The sequence below is a fragment of the Vibrio panuliri genome (assembly GCF_009938205.1).
Classification (GTDB): Bacteria; Pseudomonadota; Gammaproteobacteria; order Enterobacterales; family Vibrionaceae; genus Vibrio; species Vibrio panuliri.
On record NZ_AP019654.1, the window covers coordinates 2,950,632 to 2,973,749 of the forward strand.

16 protein-coding genes are annotated in these 23,118 nt (G+C 46.0%); 7 read left to right on the plus strand and 9 right to left on the minus strand.

Annotation, left to right across the window (positions count from 1 at the left end; all coding sequences use genetic code 11):
* Positions 1-5 precede the first annotated feature (5 nt).
* Positions 6-551 (minus strand): oligoribonuclease, encoded by a 546-nt coding sequence (gene orn / locus GZK95_RS13560; protein ID WP_075709016.1) that lies wholly within the window; start codon positions 549-551, stop codon positions 6-8.
* Between the two features lie 111 nt (positions 552-662).
* On the opposite strand from orn, the gene rsgA reads away from it, so the two are divergent.
* The 6 genes from rsgA to GZK95_RS13590 all read left to right on the plus strand — a co-directional run bounded on the left by rsgA (position 663) and on the right by GZK95_RS13590 (position 8,395).
* Complete coding sequence (gene rsgA / locus GZK95_RS13565) at positions 663-1,718, plus strand: small ribosomal subunit biogenesis GTPase RsgA (protein ID WP_075709017.1); 1,056 nt, start codon at positions 663-665, stop codon at positions 1,716-1,718.
* A gap of 109 nt (positions 1,719-1,827) precedes the next feature.
* On the plus strand, positions 1,828-2,694 hold the full coding sequence (gene asd, locus GZK95_RS13570; protein WP_075709018.1) for an archaetidylserine decarboxylase: 867 nt from the start codon (positions 1,828-1,830) through the stop codon (positions 2,692-2,694).
* Between the two features lie 161 nt (positions 2,695-2,855).
* A complete protein-coding gene (locus GZK95_RS13575; RefSeq protein ID WP_075715909.1) occupies positions 2,856-4,259 on the plus strand; it encodes an SLC13 family permease in 1,404 nt (467 codons plus the stop codon).
* 125 nt (positions 4,260-4,384) lie between these two features.
* Positions 4,385-5,272, plus strand: coding sequence for a DMT family transporter (locus GZK95_RS13580; protein WP_075715910.1), 888 nt, complete (start codon positions 4,385-4,387; stop codon positions 5,270-5,272).
* Between the two features lie 270 nt (positions 5,273-5,542).
* Positions 5,543-7,075 (plus strand): 2,3-bisphosphoglycerate-independent phosphoglycerate mutase, encoded by a 1,533-nt coding sequence (gene gpmM, locus GZK95_RS13585; protein ID WP_075715911.1) that lies wholly within the window; start codon positions 5,543-5,545, stop codon positions 7,073-7,075.
* A 225-nt stretch (positions 7,076-7,300) separates the two neighbouring features.
* Positions 7,301-8,395 (plus strand): murein hydrolase activator EnvC family protein, encoded by a 1,095-nt coding sequence (locus GZK95_RS13590; RefSeq protein WP_075709034.1) that lies wholly within the window; start codon positions 7,301-7,303, stop codon positions 8,393-8,395.
* A gap of 45 nt (positions 8,396-8,440) precedes the next feature.
* Here GZK95_RS13590 and GZK95_RS13595 read toward each other — a convergent pair whose 3' ends face one another.
* The 4 genes from GZK95_RS13595 to nudC form a co-directional block, all read right to left on the minus strand.
* Positions 8,441-9,400, minus strand: coding sequence for an acetyltransferase (locus GZK95_RS13595; protein WP_075715916.1), 960 nt, complete (start codon positions 9,398-9,400; stop codon positions 8,441-8,443).
* A 114-nt stretch (positions 9,401-9,514) separates the two neighbouring features.
* Positions 9,515-10,150: a TetR/AcrR family transcriptional regulator gene (locus GZK95_RS13600; RefSeq protein ID WP_075709022.1), complete on the minus strand. Its 636-nt coding sequence runs from the start codon at positions 10,148-10,150 to the stop codon at positions 9,515-9,517.
* Positions 10,151-10,282: 132 nt separating this feature from the next.
* Positions 10,283-11,350 carry a uroporphyrinogen decarboxylase gene (gene hemE / locus GZK95_RS13605; protein WP_075709023.1) on the minus strand — a complete coding sequence of 356 codons (1,068 nt, stop codon included), beginning with the start codon at positions 11,348-11,350 and terminating at the stop codon, positions 10,283-10,285.
* A 251-nt stretch (positions 11,351-11,601) separates the two neighbouring features.
* Positions 11,602-12,396 carry an NAD(+) diphosphatase gene (gene nudC, locus GZK95_RS13610; RefSeq protein WP_075709024.1) on the minus strand — a complete coding sequence of 265 codons (795 nt, stop codon included), beginning with the start codon at positions 12,394-12,396 and terminating at the stop codon, positions 11,602-11,604.
* Positions 12,397-12,574: 178 nt separating this feature from the next.
* Between nudC and GZK95_RS13615 the strand changes: the two genes are divergently transcribed.
* A complete protein-coding gene (locus tag GZK95_RS13615; RefSeq protein WP_075715912.1) occupies positions 12,575-13,069 on the plus strand; it encodes an Rsd/AlgQ family anti-sigma factor in 495 nt (164 codons plus the stop codon).
* Between the two features lie 385 nt (positions 13,070-13,454).
* Here the strand turns inward: GZK95_RS13615 and rpoC are convergent, their stop codons facing one another.
* The 4 genes from rpoC to rplJ form a co-directional block, all read right to left on the minus strand.
* Positions 13,455-17,657, minus strand: coding sequence for a DNA-directed RNA polymerase subunit beta' (gene rpoC / locus GZK95_RS13620; protein ID WP_075715913.1), 4,203 nt, complete (start codon positions 17,655-17,657; stop codon positions 13,455-13,457).
* Positions 17,658-17,761: 104 nt separating this feature from the next.
* Entirely contained in the window at positions 17,762-21,790 is a 4,029-nt protein-coding gene (gene rpoB / locus GZK95_RS13625; protein ID WP_075709027.1) for a DNA-directed RNA polymerase subunit beta, read from the minus strand.
* A gap of 242 nt (positions 21,791-22,032) precedes the next feature.
* Complete coding sequence (gene rplL / locus GZK95_RS13630) at positions 22,033-22,401, minus strand: 50S ribosomal protein L7/L12 (protein ID WP_075709028.1); 369 nt, start codon at positions 22,399-22,401, stop codon at positions 22,033-22,035.
* Between the two features lie 57 nt (positions 22,402-22,458).
* Positions 22,459-22,953 (minus strand): 50S ribosomal protein L10, encoded by a 495-nt coding sequence (rplJ, locus tag GZK95_RS13635; protein WP_075709029.1) that lies wholly within the window; start codon positions 22,951-22,953, stop codon positions 22,459-22,461.
* Positions 22,954-23,118 lie beyond the last annotated feature (165 nt).

Consider the following 23,118-nt stretch of genomic DNA (forward strand, 5'->3'; position numbering starts at 1 on the left):
AGGGCCTAAATTTTGAAAATAGTTTGGCGGTAATATTTCAGCTCGGCAATCGATTCTCGGATATCATCCAAAGCAAGATGACTGCCTTGCTTGCTAAAACCGTCTAGTACTTCCGGTTGCCAACGGCGAGTTAACTCTTTTAACGTACTTACATCTAAGTAACGATAGTGGAAATACTCTTCTAGCTCCGGCATATGCTTGTATAAGAAACGACGATCTTGACCAATACTGTTGCCGCAGATCGGTGATTTACCTTTTGGCACCCATTGCTCTAGAAACGCGATAGTTTGTCGAATCGCCTCTTGCTCATCCACTTGGCTATTACGAACTCGCTCTACTAGACCGCTATTGGTATGGGTGTTAGTGCACCAGTCGTCCATTTTCGCGAGTTCATCTTCCGATTGATGCACAGCAAGAACTGGGCCTTCAGCTAAAATATTGAGCTCACTATCGGTAACAATGGTGGCGATTTCGATGATTTTATGAGTTTCCGGATCAAGTCCTGTCATCTCAAGATCGACCCAAATTAAGTTATGATCGCTAAAGGACATAAATCGTTGCCTATTGGTTTTTCGCTAAAAAAGGTACTATACCCAAATTCGGGTACCCAAGATAGCTATGTCAGGTATCGACCCCAAGAGAAATAGATTAAGTAGATCATCGTGGCAAAAAAGAAAAAGCTAACCAAAGGTCAAGTACGACGCGTTCGTAGCAACCAAAAACGCAAACTCACGAAGGAAGAAAGTATCCAGTGGGATGAGTCGATGCTGGGCAACACAAAATCCGGTCTAGTGATCACTCGATTTGGTCAGCATGCTGATATTGAAGATCGCGAAAGTGGCGACATTCATCGTTGCAACCTACGCCGTGGCATTGAAACATTGGTCTCCGGTGACAAAGTAATTTGGCGTCCTGGGCTAGAATCGATGGATGGCATTTCTGGAGTGGTTGAAGCCGTTGAACCACGCAGCTCAGTTCTCACTCGTCCCGATTACTACGACGGTTTGAAACCCGTTGCGGCCAACATCGATCAAATGATCATTGTTTCGTCAGTCCTGCCGGAGTTGTCACTTAACATTATCGACCGCTACCTTGTTGCCTCTGAGACCTTGGGCATCGCACCACTCATTGTTCTCAACAAAGTCGATCTACTTGAAGATGAGCAACGTGAGACTTATCGAAACTGGCTAAGCGAATATGAACGCATTGGATACAAAGTCCTACTGGTCAGTAAACAGTCCGGTGAAGGGATTGAGGCGCTCGAACAAGAATTACAAGGCCGCATCAATATCTTTGTTGGGCAGTCTGGTGTTGGCAAATCAAGTTTAGTTAATGCTCTGATGCCGGAGTTGGATGTGGAAGAGGGTGCGGTTTCAGAAAACTCTGGACTAGGTCAGCACACTACCACTGCCGCTCGCTTGTACCATATACCTTCTGGAGGTGACTTGATCGACTCTCCTGGAGTTCGTGAATTTGGCCTTTGGCACTTGGAAGCAGAAGAAGTCACCAAAGCGTTTGTTGAATTTAAGCCTTACTTAGGCGGCTGCAAATTCCGAGATTGCAAGCACCTCGATGACCCGGGCTGCATTTTGCGTGAAGCGGTGGAGAATGGTGATGTTAGTGAAACACGCTTTGACAATTACCATCGCATCTTAGACAGTATGACCGAGAACAAAGCGAATCGTCAGTACTCACGCAGTAAGAAAGCCGATCTGTAACGCACAGCTTGAGTACAAACATCGGCAAGTACTGACATTTGATAGTTTTTTAAGTAACATCTCGCGCCCAAAAGTTTGAAACAGATAATTAACATTGGAACTAAGCACAATGGATAAGATTAAAGTTAGACTGCAGTACTGGATTCCTCAGCACGGTTTAACTCGCCTAGTTGGTAAGTTAGCCTCAGCTAAAGCTGGCGGTCTAACCACAGCGATCATTCGCTGGTTCATCAAGCAGTACAACGTCAATATGAGTGAAGCACTTCATACCGATCCTGCTTACTTCAAGACGTTTAACGACTTTTTCGTACGAGAACTAAAAGATGGTGCACGACCTATAAGTGAAGGTGAGAACATTATCACTCACCCTGCTGATGCGTGTGTCAGTCAATTTGGCCCAATAGAAAATGGCAAACTGATCCAAGCGAAAGGCCACGACTACACGGCATTAGAACTGCTTGGTGGTGATCAGAAACTGGCTGATGAGTTTGCTGATGGTGAGTTTGCAACACTATACCTTTCGCCAAGCGACTACCACCGCGTACACATGCCATGTGACGGTACATTGCGTCAAATGATCTATGTTCCAGGAGATCTGTTTTCAGTTAATCCTCTGACAGCAGAGAATGTACCAAACCTTTTTGCACGCAATGAACGCGTTGTTTGCATCTTTGATACTGAGTTTGGTCCTATGGCACAAGTCTTGGTCGGTGCAACGATAGTAGGCAGTATCGAACAGGTTTGGGCCGGCACAGTGACACCGCCTCGCGGTAACACAGTGTACCGCTGGGACTACCCTGCAGAAGGTGACAAAGCTGTAATACTGAAAAAAGGCGAAGAGATGGGTCGCTTCAAACTCGGCTCTACAGTGATTAACTTGTTTGCCAAAGATGCCATTACTTTTGACGATTCAATGCAGCTCGGCCAGCCTACCGTGATGGGCACTGCATATGCGGCGCGAAAATCCGCAGAGTAAACCGATAAAAATCCTCGACTTGCTCGGGGATTTTTTTGACCCACAGCAAACCTAATGCAACATTTTTTACGTTTTTGTAAAATTCAAACCTTAGTCTAAGACCCTAATTTGGTTATCTTTTAAGCTTGTCTTTCCTATTGATTTGGAAGGTATGCTTGCCTATGAAAAAAGTTCATTCCGGCACCATTATCAAGCTGCTAATCTGCTTTGGATTGCCGCTTGCGGTATTGTTTATGCCGATTGATTTGATCCCGATTGATGACCTTACTCTTATCCAGCACCGACTCCTCGCCATTTTTCTTCTTGCCGCACTTTTGTGGGTTCTGGAACCTGTCCCTGTTTTCGCCACATCAATTCTTATTATTGCATTAGAACTGATCATGATTTCAGACAAAGGGTTACGGCTCTTTCGCCACCCACCTGAGGGGCACGATCTTGGTGAGCTAATTAGCTATACCGATATTTTTAGCGCTTTCTCTTCGCCGATTATCATCCTCTTTATGGGGGGATTTGCATTGGCGATTTCGGCGTCTAAGTACGAACTGGACAACAATCTTGCACGTGTTTTGCTTAAGCCATTTGGCAGCAAACCCAAATTTATCATGCTCGGATTGATGCTCATTACCGCAGTGTTTTCCATGTTTATGTCTAACACCGCCACCACAGTGATGATGCTGGCACTACTCGGCCCTATCGTTGCCTCTGCGCCGAAAGGGGATCTCGGTATTAAAGCATTGGTACTGTGTATTCCCATCGCCGCGAACACGGGCGGTATTGCGACCCCTATCGGTACTCCACCAAACGCGATCGCCCTACAATATCTCACTGGAGAAAACAGCATTGATTTTCTTTCATGGATGATGATGGGGCTCCCGTTTGTCATTGTACAGTTGACTATCGCTTGGTTTTTGTTGCAAAAACTTTTCCCCTCTCAACAAGATGAAATGGTGCTTAAGCTCAACGGTAAATTCCAGAAAAATTGGCGTGCTATCGTAGTCTATGCCACCTTTGCCATCACCATCTTGATGTGGATGACGACCAAGTTGCACGGCATGAACACCTATGTAGTCTCAATCATTCCTCTCGCGGTATTTACCCTGACCGGTATTATGGGTAAAGAAGAGCTAAAGCTGATTAACTGGGATGTGCTGTGGTTAGTCGCAGGGGGGATAGCGATAGGCATCGCTTTGGATAAAACAGGGTTAGCAGAAGCTCTGGCTCACGCCATTGATTATGAGTCCCTATCGCCAATGGCTGTGATCATCGCGCTATCGATCGTCTGTTGGTTGATGGCAAACTTTATGTCTAACACTGCCACAGCCAACTTGTTGATGCCTATTGCAACTGCGATTGGTGTTTCGATGCAAACGTTAGATATGCAAAACCTGTTAGTGGTGGTCGCCTTCTCTGCATCACTCGGGATGATCTTACCGGTCTCAACTCCACCGAACTCACTGGCGTATTCAACAGGTTTAATCGAAAGCAAAGATATGGCGAAAACCGGATTGATTATTGGTTTGATCGGTCTTTTTATTGTCTATATCGCCAACTGGATTCTTTCTTAGCAACCTCCCCTCACCGTAAGCGATGGGGTTTGATACCCTTTGCTTACGGTGATAAATCAGGCATATTGTTGGCCTAACAAGATGCCAAGAATGGTATCCCTCCCAAGTTCAAGGATGAATCAAGCATGGGCTTTGAGTGGCTCGCTCTGTTTGCCGCACTAATGTGGGCATTTTCCAGTGTACTTTCAGTGGTCCCCGCCAAACACTTAGGCAGTTTTGCCTACAGCCGCTGGCGTATGGGGTGTGCAAGTACGATCTTAGCCAGTATGGCAGTGATAACCGGAGGTTGGGCAACCATCACTCTTCCTGCAGTCAGTGCGATGATGCTTTCCGGATTGATTGGGATTTTTATCGGCGATACGGCACTGTTTGCTTGCTTGAATCGAATGGGACCGCGCCAATCCGGTTTACTGTTTTCCTGCCATGCCGTTTTTTCAACGGTACTTGGCTACTTTCTATTTAGTGAAGCGATGACTCCACTCGAGTTGCTTGGTGCAACTTTGGTTTTCTCTGGTGTATTACTCGCGATTTTTTATGGTCGCCGAGGCCAAGCAAGTAACCAACTCGAAGTTGTGCAAGGGCGCGTATGGGTGGGGATTGCGCTCGGTTTACTGGCAGCACTATGCCAAGCACTTGGTGGCATTATCGCTAAGCCGATCATGCAAACAGAGATTGATCCTGTTGCGGCCTCTGCAATGCGTATGATGACCGCATTTGCCGCTCACCTTTTGCTATTGTTGTGTGGGGTGCGCGTGGCTAAGGCACATCAAACAATCAATAAACAAGTGTTTGCCTTAACTGCTTTAAATGCATTTGTTGCCATGGCGATCGGCATGACATTAATTCTCTATGCGCTGCAAAAAGGCAATGTGGGTATGGTTGCTCTACTCTCTTCCACCACACCAATTATGCTGTTGCCTATACTTTGGCTCTATACCAAACAAGCGCCGAATCGCTATGCATGGTTAGGGACAATATTGGCTGTTTCGGGTACGGCAATTTTGGTTCGGTAGTCCTATTTTCACGTATTAGCTATCAACATGATTGGTTTTACCGAATTTACATTGCGCCAAATTAATTGAGAATAACATTCATTATTGATGTAAAAATTAAGGCGAAATCAGGAAGTCGCTGAAAGATTGCTACATAAAATCGCGAACAATATTTGATCTTAGCCTACAGTTTTGCTTAAAAAGTGTAGTAAAATTACGCTAGTTTTGTTTCAAGGTACTTGGGAAACTTCCCAACACCGACAGTTACTTAAATTTGACGAGGTTCAATCTATGTCTGCTAAGAAGCCACTGGCTCTAGTTATTCTAGACGGTTACGGTCACCGTGAAGATACAGCAAATAACGCTATCGCAAATGCTATTACGCCAAATTTGGATAAGCTATTTGCTAACCACCCAAACACGCTAATTTCTGCCTCTGGTATGGATGTGGGTCTACCTGATGGTCAAATGGGTAACTCAGAAGTTGGTCACACTAACATCGGCGCTGGTCGTATCGTGTACCAAGATCTTACTCGTATCACTAAATCAATCGCTGACGGCGAATTCGTACAGACTCCAGCTTTAGTTGAAGCGATTGACGCAGCAGTAAAAGCAGACAAAGCAGTACACATCATGGGTCTAATGTCTCCAGGTGGCGTACACTCACACGAAGATCACATCTACGCTGCTATTGAAATGGCAGCTGAGCGTGGCGCAGAGAAAATCTACCTACACTGCTTCCTAGATGGTCGTGATACACCACCACGTAGCGCAGAAGGCTCTCTACAACGCTTCCAAGAGTTATTTGCGAAACTAGGTAAAGGTCGTGTTGCATCGCTTGTGGGTCGCTACTACGCAATGGACCGCGATAACAACTGGGATCGCGTTCAAGTCGCTTACGACCTTCTAACGCAAGCAAAAGCTGAGTTCACATACGAAACAGCAGTCGCAGGTCTTGAAGCGGCATATGCTCGTGAAGAAAACGATGAGTTCGTAAAAGCAACGGCAATCAAAACTGCTGATCAAGAAGATGCAATCATGCAAGATGGTGATGCGGTTATCTTCATGAACTACCGTGCTGACCGTGCTCGTCAAATCACTCGTACTTTCGTACCTGGTTTCGAGGGCTTTGAGCGTGCAGTATTCCCTGCAGTAAACTTTGTGATGCTGACTCAATACGCAGCAGATATCCCTCTCGCTATCGCATTCCCACCAGCATCACTGGAGAATACTTACGGTGAATGGTTGTCTAAGCAAGGCCAAACTCAGCTACGTATCTCTGAAACAGAAAAATACGCGCACGTTACTTTCTTCTTCAACGGCGGTGTTGAAACTGAATTTGAAGGCGAGGAACGTCAACTCGTTGCTTCTCCTAAAGTTGCGACTTACGACCTACAGCCAGAAATGAGCTCTGCAGAGCTTACAGACAAGCTAATCGCAGCCATTAAGTCTGGTAAGTACGACACCATCATCTGTAACTACCCTAACCCGGATATGGTTGGTCACACTGGTGTTTACGAAGCAGCAAAACAAGCAATTGAAGCTATCGACGAATGTATGGGTCGCGTCATTGATGCGATCAATGAAGTTGACGGTCAAATGTTAGTAACAGCAGACCACGGTAACGCGGAAATGATGGTCGACCCAGAAACGGGCGGTATCCACACTGCACATACTAACCTACCTGTACCGCTAGCATACGTGGGTAGCAAGTCAGTTGAGTTTATTGAAGGCGGTAAACTGTCTGACTTAGCACCAACCATGCTGTCTCTAGCAGGCCTAGAAATTCCAGCAGAAATGTCTGGTCAAGTTATCGTTAAGTAACGAACTAACTTAATCGTAAACGCCTGAGCTTTGCTCGGGCGTTTTTGTATCAGGCACTAATGTAGCAAGACTTATCTGCGTGCCAAATTCAACGCAAGATTTGACTAAGTACTTTTGCCCGCCGTTTTTCTTTAGGTATACTGACCCTTAATCAACCGCTTAGGATAACTCGCGCTAATGACGCTTAAAGCAACATCAAGTCTTTGCCGTAAACTCGCCTCCTTAATGGCAATCTCGGCTTGTATCGGCACGCTTATTTCTCCTTTCGCTTATGGCGCATCAAAGAATGAGTTAACCGGAGTTAAAAGTGAAATCTCGCGTCAGAAGCAAAATCTATCCTCGCAGCAAAAGCAGTTGGATAACTTACAAAAGTCTTTGAAAGATCAAGAGCTAAGCATTAACAAGCTTGAGAAAGAGATTAAGCAAACCAAAACCTCATTGACGCAAACCAACAATAATATTGCCTCACTGGACAGCAAAATAGCCAAGTTAGAAACACAGAAAAAAGCACAAAGCGAAAAGCTAATTCAGTTGTTGCAAACCTATTACGTCACTCAACGGGCAAAATCATCAGCGAATATTCTCACACAAGGTGTCGAAGAAGATCGCATGAGCCAATATTTCCAACATCTCGCCAAACAGCGCGCTGAAACCATCGAAAAATTGGAAAAGACAGTGACTGACCTAGAGCAGAGCGAGAAGCAACTGCTCCTAGAGAAACAGCAAATCACTCGACTGCTCGAACAGCAGACCAGCAAACGCAACCAACTTGGTAAAGCGCAGTCACAGCGCAAAGGGACAGTCAGCCAAATTAAAAAGAGCATTTCTAGTGATAAGGTTTACTTGTCTGAACTGCAACGCAACGAAGCACGCCTAAAAGCAGAAATTGCGAAAGCAGCCAAACGCAATGCGGTACCAATGGATGGATTAGCACGTCAGAAAGGCAAATTACCTTGGCCGATTAAAGGTCAGGTGCTCAATAGCTATGGCTCACGCCAAACCGGCCAGATCAATTGGAAAGGTATGGTGGTCAAAGCAAATTATGGACAATCCGTTAAAGCGGTTTATTCCGGTACCGTGGTATTTGCTGACTACCTACGCGGCTATGGCCTAGTGGTTCTACTCGATCACGGTAAGGGTGATATGACGCTGTACGGCTTTAACCAGAGCTTACTGAAAAAAGAAGGGGATAAAGTCGCCGCAGGTGAGTCAATTGCACTGGCTGGCGATACTGGCGGACAAGCCCAGCCATCGCTCTACTTTGAAATTCGCCGCAACAGTAAAACCCAAGACCCTATCGCTTGGCTAAAACGTCGCTAACGACACAAGAATCGGGGCGCGATATGCGCCCTATGTAAGCAGAATTCACTTGCTATAGTGGCTCGTGACAGTCTCAATCAATCTTTGCAAATCAGCTCGCTCAAGATGATTGATGCCACCAGCAGCTTCCCTTCCTCCCCCTGAAACAAACTGACTACAGAGTTCGCCCGCCCCTTGCTTGTTATCTAAAGGGGCACGCAGCGAAACCGTATAACCATTAAGGCTATTTTCTGTTAAGACGAGATGCGCTTGGGACGGTGTTTGATTAGCGAGCCAGTTACCATATACCCCACTGACACGCCGCGAGGCGGCACGATTTGGCAACTGATAAACGGCGAGACTGGCATCATGATAAAACGGTTTAATTGCTTGAGCCAATCTCATGTCCTGTTGATAAGCTCGCTTCAAACGGTGATATGGTGAATCTTGTGCAGCAATCACTGCAAATGGATCATCGTAGGCTAAAAGCTCTTGAAACAATTTCGCGGGGTGGTAATGAAGGTCATCGGTGGTCTCTCCGTAACCATTATAGTTGATCAGCGTGCCTAACTCTTTTAACTGCTCAGCCTGTTGTGGCGATAATCCCGCTTGCTGCGCCAACAGATCCGCTTGAGCGACTAGATTATCCCCATAAGCGGCAGTCATTGCCCAATATTGAAAACGACCTTGCAATAACCGATCGATGATTAGCGCAGTGCAAGTATTGGCATCGAGATCGATATACGCCTCTAAGTTTTCGGCCTCAGGGATGGCATCGCTTTTATGGTGGTCGGCATAAAACACCAACGCCCCGATTTCGAGAGCCTTTAACAACTGAGGCTTGTTACGGCTCATCGATATATCAAGCACGGTGAGGGAGTCATCAGGTTTGAGATCAAGATGGTTGAGCAGCTGGATATCGCGCTTTACGCCCGTGACTAATTGCGCCTGTTTGGGCTCAGCTAGGCGCAGTTGGAGCAAAGAAATAATCCCGTCGGCATCGCCGTTAAAAATATCGTAGTGCATAATCATACTCAAATCTAAAGTTATGATTAATCTATCCTTTAACGGCACGTAAACCAAAGAGCTAAAGGTTATAAACTAGATTAAGGTGGTAGCGAAGAACTCAACGCAACAAGGTTACGCATGCATCGCCTTGACCCCTTCTTCCAATAACTGCAACTGCTCTAGTCCCGTCTCTGTTGCTCTTGGCTTGACGACCGCAATCATTTGCAACATCCCTTGATGGATGATCTCCTCGGTGATCAGCGTCTTAGGGGACATGGCAGATTGATAACCTAGCCAACTGGTGGCAATCAAATGCAAGGTACGAACCTGAGATTTCATTTCACTCGGAGAGAGTTGAAGCAAGCCCAATGAGACAAAGTCTGCCATTATGCTAACTAAGTTCGCTTGGAGCTTTTCTTGCACCACAATGTAGTCTTGATGCAACTCTTCGTCTCGCTGCAAAATCTCGGGTAGATTGGCGTAGAAAAAGCGGTATTTCCACATCAAAGTGAAGATCGAATTAAGATAACGCTTCAACAACACTAGGCTTTCTTGCTGCTCCAAGATTGGCGTAAATCGCTCTAATAACTCATTGGAATACAGGGTAAAAATCTCACGGACAATTTCCTGCTTATTGCGAAAATGGTAGTAGAGATTACCCGGGCTGATATCAATATGCGCGGCAATATGATTGGTAGTGATGTTTCGCTCGCCATGCTCATTAAAGAGCTCAAGAGCCGCGAGGACAATTTTATCACGCGTCTTCATGAATAGCGTGTTCCTTCAATTCAGTTCGAGATAAGTAAAATCAGCATCATTGAGATACTTAATGCATACAAGTAATAGTGTACTCAAAAATAAAAAAGCGCCTGGTCTAATCAGGCGCTTATTTGAGTATGATTACTTGTGATACGGTTTAGAAAGCTCGTGAACCGCTTCCACAAACACACCAGCATTTTCTGGTGGAACATCCAGATGGATACCATGGCCTAGGTTAAATACATGACCTGTACCTGCATCACCATAGCCTTCTAGGATTGATGACACTTCTTCACGAATACGCTCAGGTGATGCGTATAACATTGAAGGATCCATGTTACCTTGCAGCGCCACTTTATCGCCAATGCGCGCTTTCGCATCAGCAATGTTGATTGTCCAGTCTAGACCGACAGCGTCACAGCCTGTTGCTGCGATCTGTTCAAGCCACATACCACCGTTCTTCGTGAACAAAGTCACCGGTACACGACGACCATCATTTTCACGGATAAGACCATCAACAATCTTATGCATGTATTGCAGCGAGAACAGGTTGTAATCACGAGGAGTCAAAACACCACCCCAAGTGTCAAACACCATTACTGACTGTGCACCCGCTTTGATTTGCGCGTTAAGGTACTCGATAACGCTATCGGCCAGCTTATCCAGTAACAAGTGCAGAGTTTGTGGCTCTGCGTACATCATTTTTTTAATTTTGGTGAAGGCTTTCGAGCTACCACCTTCTACCATGTAGGTAGCGAGTGTCCAAGGGCTTCCTGAGAAACCGATCAATGGCACTTCACCTTGAAGATCTTTACGGATCTGACGTACTGCGTTCATCACATACTGCAGTTCACCTTCTGGGTCCGGAATGCCGATCTTATCCACGTCTGCCTTACAAGTGATTGGTTTATCAAAAACCGGGCCTTCACCTGTTTCAAAACGTAAACCAAGCCCCATTGCATCGGGAATGGTCAGAATATCAGAGAACAAAATGGCCGCGTCCAACGGGAAACGACGTAAAGGCTGAAGAGTCACTTCAGAAGCGAGCTCTGCGTTACGACACAGTGACATAAAATCACCCGCTTGGGCGCGCGTCGCTTTGTACTCAGGTAGGTAACGACCTGCTTGGCGCATCATCCATACTGGGGTGTAATCTACCGGCTGTTTTAAAAGCGCGCGCAGATAACGATCATTCTTTAATTCTGTCATTATGCTTTTCCAATCTTAGGCCTTATTTTTAACGCCCGTATTCTAACACTGTTTTGCTCGCAAAAGCCGAGTGCTTTGCAACCTAGATCAAGTTATTAACTTTTTATTCAATGGTTAATTTGCACCCGCCTCCTATCAGTGTTAAAAATTCCAACGCTAGCGAAAACTACAATAATTAACTGGGTACTCAGTACTCAGCATCTCATAACGACATCTTACTTACCCCCTCCCTCTCGGAGGGTTTTTTTTATCTATTTTTCAGTAAGATGCTGTTTTATATCCGCCACTGTTCGTTCTATTAGTGCTCGGGCAATCGTCCCCTCCGGAGCCACTGGAGGCATCTCCTCAACCGAAAACCACTGAGCGTCACTCAATTCGCTGTAATCAGGTTTAACACTGCCTGACTGATAATCGGCCAAGAATCCCATCATCATACTGGAAGGAAATGCCCATGGCTGACTACCAAAATAACGAATATTGGTCACGTCGATGCCGGTTTCTTCCTTAACTTCCCTTGCGACACATTGCTCGAGTGTTTCGCCAACCTCAAGGAAACCCGCAATAACCGTGTACATGCCGTTGCGATGGCGTGGATGCTGGGCAAGAAGAATTTGATCTTGTTTGCGCACTGCAACAATAATGCAGGGGAAAATCCTTGGATAATGCAATGTTCGGCACTCGCCACACTGCATGGCAAGCTGATTGTGATTAAGATGATTCCTGCCGCCACACAAAGGGCAAAAACGCATGCTTTGGGACATATGTCCATATTGCACCGCTTTGCTCACCAACAAAAATAACGGTTGAGGAAAAGCCAAACACTCACGTAGTGAAGTCAGGGTTAGTTGCTGCTCTACATCTTGCTCATTGAGCCACAATACTGGGAGTGCGTTATACATACCCACGCAGGTTGCTTTGTCTAAATTGAAACAAAATTCTTCTGCGCTGCCTATTGGCAACTCACCTTCTGGCAACCAAACCTCACTACCTGAAACCACACACCAGTATGCACGGCACTGTTGGTCAATTTCACTGTTCTCTATCATTAGCTTCCCTCTATGCTTGCAGTTCAACCATTTTACTGGCAATCTAAATTCATACCAGAATTTGTGTCTATTAGGTTTTTTGACTACAAATTGGGTAAGGACAAATAGATTTGTAATCTATCACTGCTTTGCAATGCAAAGCTTAATAATCACCGGAGTGTGATTGGATCATGAGGGCATGGTCATGCTAAAAAAATTCAAACAAACACAGGAACAGTGGGGTGGCTCAAGTGAAGTCATCGACCATTGGTTAGAGACTCGTCAGTCACTGATTGTCGAGTACTGTAAGCTTGCCGCGCTTCAACCCGCTAGTCAAAAAGCTCCCCTTTCTTCGCTGCCAACCCCGGCTGAACTCCAAAGCTTTTGCCAACATCTTGTCGACTATATTTCTGAAGGTCATTTTAAGATCTACGATATGGTGATGGATAAGTGGCGAACAACCGGATTTCAAGCCACTGATGAAATCAATACGGCTTACGCCAAAATTGTTTTAACCACCGACCCTTTACTTAACTTCACTGACAAATACGCCGATGTGAGTGATGAAGACACACTCGATGATTTTGATGAAGATCTGTCTAATGTCGGAGAAATTTTAGAAATCAGGTTTGGTGTGGAAGATCACCTTATCCAATTAATTGCCGATAGCTTAGCAGTGCCACCGGGCGCGTAGATATTGGAACGCCCAGCCGTGCTGCTGGGCTATGAAGATAGAAACGCCCAACCTTGTTGGGCTACACAACCCTGCACTACGAAGTGTTGAACATAAGCCTTTTCAGTGGCTTTCGCCACTCTCATTTCTTCGATCCCATCTCTAAATTCTTAACTCTCAATTCTCATTATGAGCCGCTAAGCTGAATGCTCCAACACCACACTAACTAAGCGTAATAAGCAGATTCTCGACAACGGTCCTGCGTCACTTTCGGCAACGACAAACTGGGCAATGCGTACGAAGGCATCTATTTAGAGATATGGGTTTACTTATCCTCATTGATTTACCCCCAAACGCAAAAAAGGCACCCGAAGGTGCCTTTTGTTATTTCTTATTCAGCGACGAATTAGTCTTCTGAAGAAAAGCCTGCGTTTAGAAGTGCAGCTAGGTTGTCAGTAGCTTGTTCAGCTGATGGACCTTCTTGCTCTTCTGCGCGCTTAGCTTGACGCTCTTGGTGGTAAGCGAAACCAGTACCCGCTGGAATTAGACGACCAACGATTACGTTTTCTTTCAGACCACGTAGCTCATCACGTTTACCAGAAACAGCTGCTTCTGTTAGTACGCGAGTTGTCTCCTGGAACGATGCCGCAGAGATGAACGACTCAGTCGCTAGAGATGCTTTAGTGATACCTAGAAGGTCACGTTCAAAACGTGCAGGCTCTTTGCCTTCAGCTTCTAGATTACGGTTAGCAATCTTAACTTGTGAGTATTCAACTTGCTCGCCAGGTAGGAACTCAGAGTCACCTGCGTGTGTAATAGTACACTTACGTAGCATTTGACGAACGATAGTCTCAATGTGCTTATCGTTAATCTTAACGCCTTGTAGTCGGTAAACTTCTTGTACTTCGTTAGCGATGTACTGAGTTACTGCGTGGATACCACGTAGACGTAGGATGTCATGCGGAGTCTCTGGACCATCTGCAATAACGTCACCACGTTCAACTTTCTCGCCTTCGAATACGTTCAGCTGACGGTGCTTAGGAATCATCTCTTCGTAAGTTTCACCGCTTTCGCGAGTGATCACTAGACGACGCTTACCTTTCGTTTCTTTACCGAAGCTCACAGTACCTGTGTGCTCAGCAAGGATCGCAGGCTCTTTAGGCTTACGAGCTTCGAATAGGTCAGCTACGCGTGGTAGACCACCCGTGATGTCCTTGTTACCGCCTGATTTCTGAGGAATACGTGCTAGCGTATCACCCACACCAACTTCTGCGCCGTCTTCAATGTTCACGATCGCTTTACCAGGTAGGAAGTAGTGAGCTGGCATATCAGTACCAGGGATCATTACATCGTTACCTTGCTCGTCAACAAGTTTGATAGCTGGACGCATATCTTTACCTGCTGATGGACGAGCCGCAGCGTCTGTTACTTCACTTGAAGATAGACCAGTTAGGTCATCAGTTTGACGAGAAACTGTCACACCATCAATCATATCAACGAACTGGATACGACCAGCTACTTCAGTGATGATTGGCATTGTGTGTGCTTCCCAGTTCGCTACTGTTTCACCAGCAGTTACTGTGTCGCCATCTGCCTTGCTCAGTAGAGAACCGTAAGGCAGTTTGTGTTTCTCTTTAGTACGACCAAATTCGTCAATGATGGTTAGCTCAGAAGCACGTGATGTGATTACTAGCTTACCAGCTTTGTTGGTTACGAATTTCGCGTTGTGTAGCTTAACAGAACCGTTGTTCTTAGCTTGGATGCTGTTCTCTGCTGCTGCAGTCGATGCCGCACCACCGATGTGGAACGTACGCATCGTTAGCTGTGTACCAGGTTCACCGATAGATTGCGCAGCGATAACGCCCACTGCTTCACCTTGGTTCACTAGGTGACCACGAGCTAGGTCACGACCGTAACACTGTGCACAACAACCGAAGTCAGAATCACAAGTAACTACAGAACGAGCTTTAATGCTGTCTACTGAGTTCTCTTCCATGATCTGACACCACTTCTCATCAATTAGAGTATTACGTGGGATCAGAACTTCTTCTGTACCTGGTTTTAGAACATCTTCAGCAACTACACGACCTAGAGCAAGTTCAGTTAGAGCAACTTTAACATCACCACCCTCGATGTGAGGCATCATGTCAACACCTTCTACAGTGCCACAGTCATGTTCAGTTACAACAACGTCTTGTGCTACGTCTACTAGACGACGAGTCAGGTAACCTGAGTTCGCTGTCTTAAGTGCCGTATCCGCTAGACCCTTACGAGCACCGTGGGTAGAGATAAAGTACTGTAGTACGTTTAGACCTTCTTTAAAGTTCGCAGTGATCGGCGTTTCGATGATCGAACCATCTGGACGAGCCATCAGACCACGCATACCCGCTAGCTGACGAATCTGAGCTGCAGAACCACGTGCGCCCGAGTCGGCCATCATGTAGATGCTGTTGAACGATTCTTGCTGTTCTTCTTCGCCGTCGCGGTTGATAACTGTCTCGTAAGACAAGTTTTCCATCATCGCTTTCGCTACGCGATCGTTGGTCGATGCCCAAATATCGATCACTTTGTTGTAGCGTTCGCCCGCTGTTACAAGACCTGATTGGTATTGGTCTTGAATTTCACGTACTTCGTCTTCCGCTGCTGCGATTTCAGTGTACTTAGCTGCTGGAACAACCATGTCGTTGATACCAACTGATACACCAGAAAGTGCCGCGTAAGCAAAACCTGTGTACATGATTTGGTCAGCGAAGATAACCGTGTCTTTCAGACCTAGCTTACGGTACGCTTCGTTAAGTAGGTTAGAGATTTGCTTCTTACCTAGTTTTTGGTTAACGATGCTGTACGGTAGACCTGCTGGCACGATTTGCCACAACATTGCACGACCGATAGTGGTATCCACCATCTTAGTTTCTGTTGTTGTGTTGCCATCTTCGTCTTTAATAGTCTCTGTGATACGAACTTTAACGCGAGCGTGTAGCTCTGCAGTCTTAGTACGGTATGCCTTTTCAGCCTCAGCAGGGCTTGCAAGGTACATACCTTCGCCTTTCACGTTGATCTTGTCGCGAGTCATGTAGTACAGACCCAATACAACGTCCTGAGAAGGTACGATGATCGGATCACCTGACGCTGGCGACAGAATGTTGTTTGTCGACATCATCAGTGTACGTGCTTCAAGCTGTGCTTCTAGAGTTAGAGGCACGTGAACCGCCATTTGGTCACCATCGAAGTCCGCGTTGTACGCCGCACAAACTAGTGGGTGTAGCTGAATCGCTTTACCTTCGATTAGTACTGGTTCAAACGCTTGGATACCGAGACGGTGAAGTGTCGGTGCACGGTTTAGTAGTACTGGGTGTTCACGGATTACTTCGTCTAGAATATCCCAAACAACCGCTTCTTCACGCTCTACCATTTTCTTAGCAGCTTTGATTGTAGTCGCAAGACCACGAGTCTCTAGCTTGCTGTAGATAAATGGTTTGAATAGCTCAAGTGCCATCTTCTTAGGAAGACCACACTGGTGCAGACGTAGGTATGGACCAACTGTGATTACAGAACGGCCTGAGTAGTCTACACGTTTACCTAGCAGGTTCTGACGGAAACGACCTTGTTTACCCTTGATCATATCAGCAAGAGATTTCAGAGGACGTTTGTTCGAACCTGTGATCGCACGACCACGACGACCGTTGTCTAGTAGCGCATCAACAGACTCTTGCAGCATACGTTTTTCGTTACGTACGATGATGTCCGGAGCAGCAAGCTCTAGAAGACGCTTCAAACGGTTGTTACGGTTGATCACACGACGGTATAGGTCGTTCAGATCTGAAGTCGCAAAGCGACCGCCATCTAGTGGTACTAGTGGACGTAGATCTGGCGGTAGAACTGGAAGTACAGTTAGGATCATCCACTCAGGGTTGTTACCTGAAGAGATAAACGCTTCAACCAGTTTCAGACGCTTAGTTAGTTTCTTACGCTTAGTTTCAGAGTTAGTAGTATCTAGCTCTTCGCGCATCTGCTCAACTTCAGCGTGCAGATCCATAGAACCTAGTAGGTCCTTGATCGCTTCTGCACCCATCTTAGCAGTAAACTCATCACCCCACTCTTCTAGACGATCCAGATACTCTTCTTCAGTCAGCATCTGAGATTTTTCTAGATCAGTCATACCTGGTTCAGTTACTACGTACATTTCGAAGTAAAGAACACGTTCGATATCACGTAGAGGGATATCCATCAGTAGACCGATACGAGACGGTAGTGATTTTAGGAACCAGATGTGAGCAACTGGCGATGCAAGCTCAATGTGGCCCATACGGTCACGACGAACTTTAGTTTGTGTAACTTCAACGCCACACTTCTCACAGATAACACCACGGTGCTTCAAGCGCTTGTATTTGCCACAAAGACATTCGTAGTCTTTAACTGGACCAAAGATACGCGCACAGAACAGACCATCGCGTTCAGGTTTGAACGTACGATAGTTGATCGTTTCAGGTTTTTTAACTTCACCAAAAGACCATGAACGGATCATGTCTGGTGAAGATAGACCGATTTTGATTGCATCAAATTCTTCGGTCTTATGCTGTGCTTTTAGAAAGTTTAATAAGTCTTTCACAATCAGCTCCTGTAAGGAGTTAAAAGGAGCCCACCGTTAAGTGAGCACCTTCTACCTAATAATCGCTTTTACTTCCCCAAGCCAAGGCTTGGGGAGATAAGAGATTACTCTTCGTCTTCTAGCTCGATGTTGATACCTAGCGAGCGAATCTCTTTCAACAATACGTTGAACGATTCTGGCATGCCAGGTTCCATGCTGTGGTTACCGTCTACGATGTTTTTGTACATCTTAGTACGGCCGTTAACGTCATCCGACTTAACGGTTAGCATTTCTTGTAGCGTGTAAGCAGCACCGTATGCTTCTAGTGCCCATACTTCCATCTCACCGAAACGCTGACCACCGAACTGAGCTTTACCACCAAGTGGCTGCTGAGTTACTAGGCTGTACGAACCAGTTGAACGAGCGTGCATCTTGTCATCAACAAGGTGGTTCAGTTTCAGCATGTACATGTAACCTACAGTTACAGGACGCTCAAACGCATCACCTGTGCGACCATCAAATAGCGTTAGCTGACCAGATGTTGGAAGGTCTGCTAGTTCTAGTAGCGCTTTGATTGATGATTCTGGTGCACCATCAAATACTGGCGTTGCAATTGGTAGACCACCACGTAGGTTGCCAATCAATGTGCGAACTTCAGCATCAGATAGAGAAGCAATGTCTACTTTCTGGCGAGTATCGCCTAGGTCGTAAACTTTTTGCAGGAATTCGCGGAATTTCGCTAGCTCTTGCTGCTCTTTCACCATCTTGTTGATCTTGTCACCAATACCTTTCGCCGCCAGACCTAAGTGTACTTCTAGGATCTGACCGATGTTCATACGCGAAGGTACACCCAGTGGGTTTAGTACGATATCAACTGGCTGACCAGTTTCATCGTATGGCATGTCTTCAACAGGGTTGATCTTAGAGATTACACCCTTGTTACCGTGACGACCGGCCATCTTATCACCAGGCTGGATGCGACGTTTAACCGCAAGGTAAACCTTAACGATCTTCAGTACGCCAGGTGCTAGATCATCACCTTGTGTGATCTTACGACGCTTAGTTTCAAACTTCTTATCGAAGTCTGCACGTAGCTCGTCATACTGCTCTGCTAGTTGCTCAAGCTGAGTCTGTAGAGCATCATCTTCAAGCGTTAGCTCTAGCCACTTCTTACGATCAGTCGTGTCTAGTTTCGCTTCAGAGTAACCACCGTCGATCAATACAGCGCGAACACGGTTAAGAAGGCCGCCCTCAAGAATCTGGAATTCTTCAGTTAGGTCTTTCTTCGCTTCTTTCAGCTGCATCTGTTCAATTTCAAGTGCACGTTTGTCTTTTTCAACACCGTCACGAGTAAATACTTGAACGTCGATGATAGTACCTGAAACAGAGTTTGGTACGCGTAGAGACGTATCTTTCACGTCTGACGCTTTCTCACCGAAGATAGCGCGTAGTAGCTTCTCTTCTGGAGTTAGCTGAGTTTCACCTTTAGGTGTTACTTTACCTACAAGGATGTCACCGCCTTTCACTTCCGCACCGATGTAAACGATACCTGACTCATCTAGTTTAGATAGAGCAGACTCACCTACGTTTGGAATGTCAGCTGTGATCTCTTCTGCACCCAGCTTAGTATCACGTGCCACACAAGATAGTTCTTGGATGTGGATTGTCGTGAAGCGGTCTTCTTGAACTACGCGCTCAGATACTAAGATCGAGTCTTCGAAGTTGTAACCGTTCCAAGGCATGAACGCGATACGCATGTTCTGACCAAGAGCAAGTTCACCTAGGTCTGTTGAAGGACCATCAGCAAGAACGTCGCCACGAGCCACTGGTTCACCTGGCATCACACATGGACGCTGGTTGATACAAGTGTTCTGGTTAGAACGAGTGTATTTAGTTAGGTTGTAGATATCGATACCTGCTTCACCAGGGATCAATTCTTCTTCGTTCACTTTAACAACGATACGAGAAGCATCTACAGACTGGATTACACCACCACGTTTCGCTACTGCAGTTACACCTGAGTCAACAGCGATGTTGCGTTCGATACCAGTACCTACTAGAGGTTTGTCAGCTTTCAGTGTTGGAACTGCCTGACGTTGCATGTTCGCACCCATTAGGGCACGGTTCGCATCATCGTGTTCTAGGAACGGGATTAGCGAGGCTGCAATTGATACTACCTGGTTCGTTGCAACGTCCATGTACTGAGCGTGCTCACGAGGGTGAAGACCAGATTCACCTTTTTGACGAGCTGTGATCAGCTCTTCTGCAAACGTGCCATCTTCGTTTAGCTTAGTGTTCGCCTGAGCGATAACGAATTGACCTTCTTCGATTGCAGATAGGTAATCTACTTCGTCTGTTACTACGCCATCTACTACGCGACGGTATGGAGTCTCAAGGAAACCGTACTCGTTACAACGCGCAAACGCAGATAGAGAGTTGATCAGACCGATGTTTGGACCTTCTGGCGTTTCGATCGGACATAGACGACCGTAGTGAGTTACGTGTACGTCACGTACTTCAAAGCCAGCGCGTTCACGAGTTAGACCGCCAGGACCCAATGCAGAAATACGACGTTTGTGCGTTACTTCTGATAACGGGTTGTTTTGGTCCATGAACTGTGAAAGCTGTGAAGAGCCAAAGAATTCTTTAACCGCTGCTGAAATAGGCTTAGCGTTGATTAGATCTTGAGGCATGATTGCATCAAGGTCACCAAGGCTTAGGCGCTCTTTCACTGCACGTTCAACACGTACAAGACCAACGCGGAATTGGTTCTCAGCCATTTCACCAACAGAACGGATACGACGGTTACCTAGGTGGTCGATATCATCGACTTCACCGATACCGTTACGGATCGCGATCAGTTTCTTCATCACTTCGATGATGTCTTGCTCATCTAGTGTGCCTTGCTCTTCTGCGTCAGTACGAGCGATCGAGCTGTTGAACTTCATACGGCCAACAGTTGATAGATCGTAGCGCTCTTCAGAGAAGAATAGGCTTTCGAATAGAGCTTCTGCAGCTTCTTTCGTTGGTGGCTCGCCAGGGCGCATCATGCGGTAGATTTCTACCAGTGCAGAAATACGGTCAACAGTGCTGTCAACACGCAATGTTTCTGACATGAATGGGCCGTGGTCTAGATCGTTCGTAAATAGAACTTCTAGAGCTTTGTGACCAGCTTGAGATAGGTTTGCTAGAGCTTCCAAGCTAATTTCTTGGTTCGCGCCAACAATGATCTCACCAGTCGCTTCATTGATGTAATCTTTCGATGCAACTTTACCAACGATGTACTCTACTGGTACTTCGATGTGGTCAACGCCATCTTTTTCAAGTTGACGGATATGACGCGCAGTTACACGACGACCTTGCTCAATGTAAACTTTGCCGTTTGCTTCGATATCAAATGAAGCAGTCTCACCACGTAGGCGATCTGGGATCAACTCCATCATTAGAGTTTGATCTTTTACTTGGAAGTTCACTTTTTCGAAGAATAGATCAAGGATCTCTTCAGTTGACTTACCAAGTGCGCGCAAGATGATTGACGCTGGCAGTTTACGACGGCGGTCGATACGTACGTACAGGTTGTCCTTAGGATCGAACTCAAAGTCTAACCATGAGCCACGGTAAGGAATGATACGTGCGTTGTATAGAACTTTACCTGATGAGTGGGTCTTACCCTTATCGCTGTCGAAGAACACGCCTGGGCTTCTATGCAGCTGGGATACGATAACCCTCTCGGTACCATTGATTACGAAGGTACCATTGTCTGTCATAAGCGGAATTTCGCCCATGTAGACTTCTTGTTCTTTAATGTCTTTTACAGTACCTGCTGGCGCGTCTTTATCAAAAATAACTAGGCGTAGTTTAACGCGTAGTGGTTTTGAATAAGTAACACCGCGAATTTGACATTCTTTAACGTCAAAAACTGGCTCACCAAGACGGTAGCTAACGTATTGCAGCTCTGAATTGCCGTTGTAGCTCTGAATTGGGAATACAGAACGGAAAGCAGCCTCAAGACCGTATTGTCCCTCAGGATCCTGTTCGATAAATTTTTCGAACGAATCGAGCTGGATCGATAGCAGGTATGGAATGTCCAAAACTTGTGGACGAGTACCAAAGTCCTTACGGATGCGCTTTTTCTCGGTATAAGAGTAAACCATGGGGTTCCTCAGCTCGCTGATAAGTGACCCAAACTGTCCGCCTTTCACCTTGTCGATGGGGAGGGACAGTGACTAACAACTGTTTACTGTAGTGACATGACATTCTGATTGAATGCGATGTTTTTTGCTCAGGTAGAGGTGCTTAAACAGCGGGAAAATTCACCTGTACCCTACAGCGCAAAAAGGCCGGTGGTCAATAAACCACCAGCCAATAGCCTTTCGGCTAAGAAATTAAGTAATAATTACTTAACTTCAACAGTAGCACCAGCTTCTTCTAGCTGAGCTTTAAGTGCGTCAGCTTCAGCTTTGTCAACACCTTCTTTAAGAGGTGCTGGAGCGCCGTCTACTAGAGCTTTAGCTTCTTTAAGACCTAGGCCAGTTGCGCCACGTACAGCTTTGATTACAGCAACTTTGTTACCGCCAGCTGAAGTTAGGATTACGTCGAATTCAGTTTGCTCAGCAGCAGCTTCGCCTGCAGCAGCGCCGCCAGCAACAACAGCAGCAGCAGCAGTTACGCCGAATTTCTCTTCCATTGCTTCAATTAGTTCAACAACTTGCATTACAGACATTTCTGCAACTGCGTCTAGGATTTGCTCGTTAGTAATAGACATAACAATTCTCTTTTAAGTCAACAATAAGTTTATTAAGCAACCAGTAAAAAGCAAGGCTTATGCCGCTGCTTCTTCTTTTTGGTCGCGGATAGCAGCGATAGTACGAACCAGCTTGCCAGCAGAAGCTTCTTTCATGCACATCATTAGGCGTGCGATAGCTTCGTCGTAAGTTGGTAGTGTCGCTAGTACTTCAGCGTCAGTTAGAGCGCCTTCAAATGCAGCAGCTTTGATCTCGAAATCTTTGTTCTCTTTAGCGAAGTCTTTGAAAAGACGCGCTGCAGCACCTGGGTGCTCGTTAGAGAATGCGATTAGAGAAGGACCAGTGAAAGTGTCAGTTAGACACTCGTACTGTGTACCTTCAACTGCGCGACGTGCTAGAGTGTTACGAACAACTCGTAGGTAAACGCCCGATTCACGAGCTTGTTTACGTAGAGTAGTCATTGCACCAACAGCAACGCCACGAGAGTCAGCTACAACTGCAGAAAGTGCACCACTGGCAGCTTCGTTGACTTCAGCAACAATTGCTTTTTTGTCTAGAAGGTTTAAAGCCATCTTGGATTTACTCCTGGTTGTTATTACACCACTCACTATTATCACAACAGTGAGAGCTATTGAGGTGCTTCCCAGAAGAAAGGTAACTATTTACATAGAGCTTTCTGTCAGTTCGGGCACCATCTACGTAGGATAATTAAGCCAGCGTTTATTAAATAAACTCAG

Excerpts from the sequence above, each read along its gene's own strand:
- GZK95_RS13580 (WP_075715910.1), top strand. The coding sequence starts at position 4,385 with ATGGGCTTTGAGTGGCTCGCTCTGTTTGCCGCACTAATGTGGGCATTT.
- rpoB (WP_075709027.1), bottom strand. The coding sequence starts at position 21,790 with ATGGTTTACTCTTATACCGAGAAAAAGCGCATCCGTAAGGACTTTGGT.
- orn (WP_075709016.1), bottom strand. The coding sequence starts at position 551 with ATGTCCTTTAGCGATCATAACTTAATTTGGGTCGATCTTGAGATGACA.
- GZK95_RS13575 (WP_075715909.1), top strand. The coding sequence starts at position 2,856 with ATGAAAAAAGTTCATTCCGGCACCATTATCAAGCTGCTAATCTGCTTT.
- GZK95_RS13615 (WP_075715912.1), top strand. The coding sequence starts at position 12,575 with ATGGTCATGCTAAAAAAATTCAAACAAACACAGGAACAGTGGGGTGGC.
- gpmM (WP_075715911.1), top strand. The coding sequence starts at position 5,543 with ATGTCTGCTAAGAAGCCACTGGCTCTAGTTATTCTAGACGGTTACGGT.
- nudC (WP_075709024.1), bottom strand. The coding sequence starts at position 12,396 with ATGATAGAGAACAGTGAAATTGACCAACAGTGCCGTGCATACTGGTGT.
- asd (WP_075709018.1), top strand. The coding sequence starts at position 1,828 with ATGGATAAGATTAAAGTTAGACTGCAGTACTGGATTCCTCAGCACGGT.
- GZK95_RS13595 (WP_075715916.1), bottom strand. The coding sequence starts at position 9,400 with ATGCACTACGATATTTTTAACGGCGATGCCGACGGGATTATTTCTTTG.
- rplL (WP_075709028.1), bottom strand. The coding sequence starts at position 22,401 with ATGTCTATTACTAACGAGCAAATCCTAGACGCAGTTGCAGAAATGTCT.
- GZK95_RS13600 (WP_075709022.1), bottom strand. The coding sequence starts at position 10,150 with ATGAAGACGCGTGATAAAATTGTCCTCGCGGCTCTTGAGCTCTTTAAT.
- GZK95_RS13590 (WP_075709034.1), top strand. The coding sequence starts at position 7,301 with ATGGCAATCTCGGCTTGTATCGGCACGCTTATTTCTCCTTTCGCTTAT.
- rplJ (WP_075709029.1), bottom strand. The coding sequence starts at position 22,953 with ATGGCTTTAAACCTTCTAGACAAAAAAGCAATTGTTGCTGAAGTCAAC.
- hemE (WP_075709023.1), bottom strand. The coding sequence starts at position 11,350 with ATGACAGAATTAAAGAATGATCGTTATCTGCGCGCGCTTTTAAAACAG.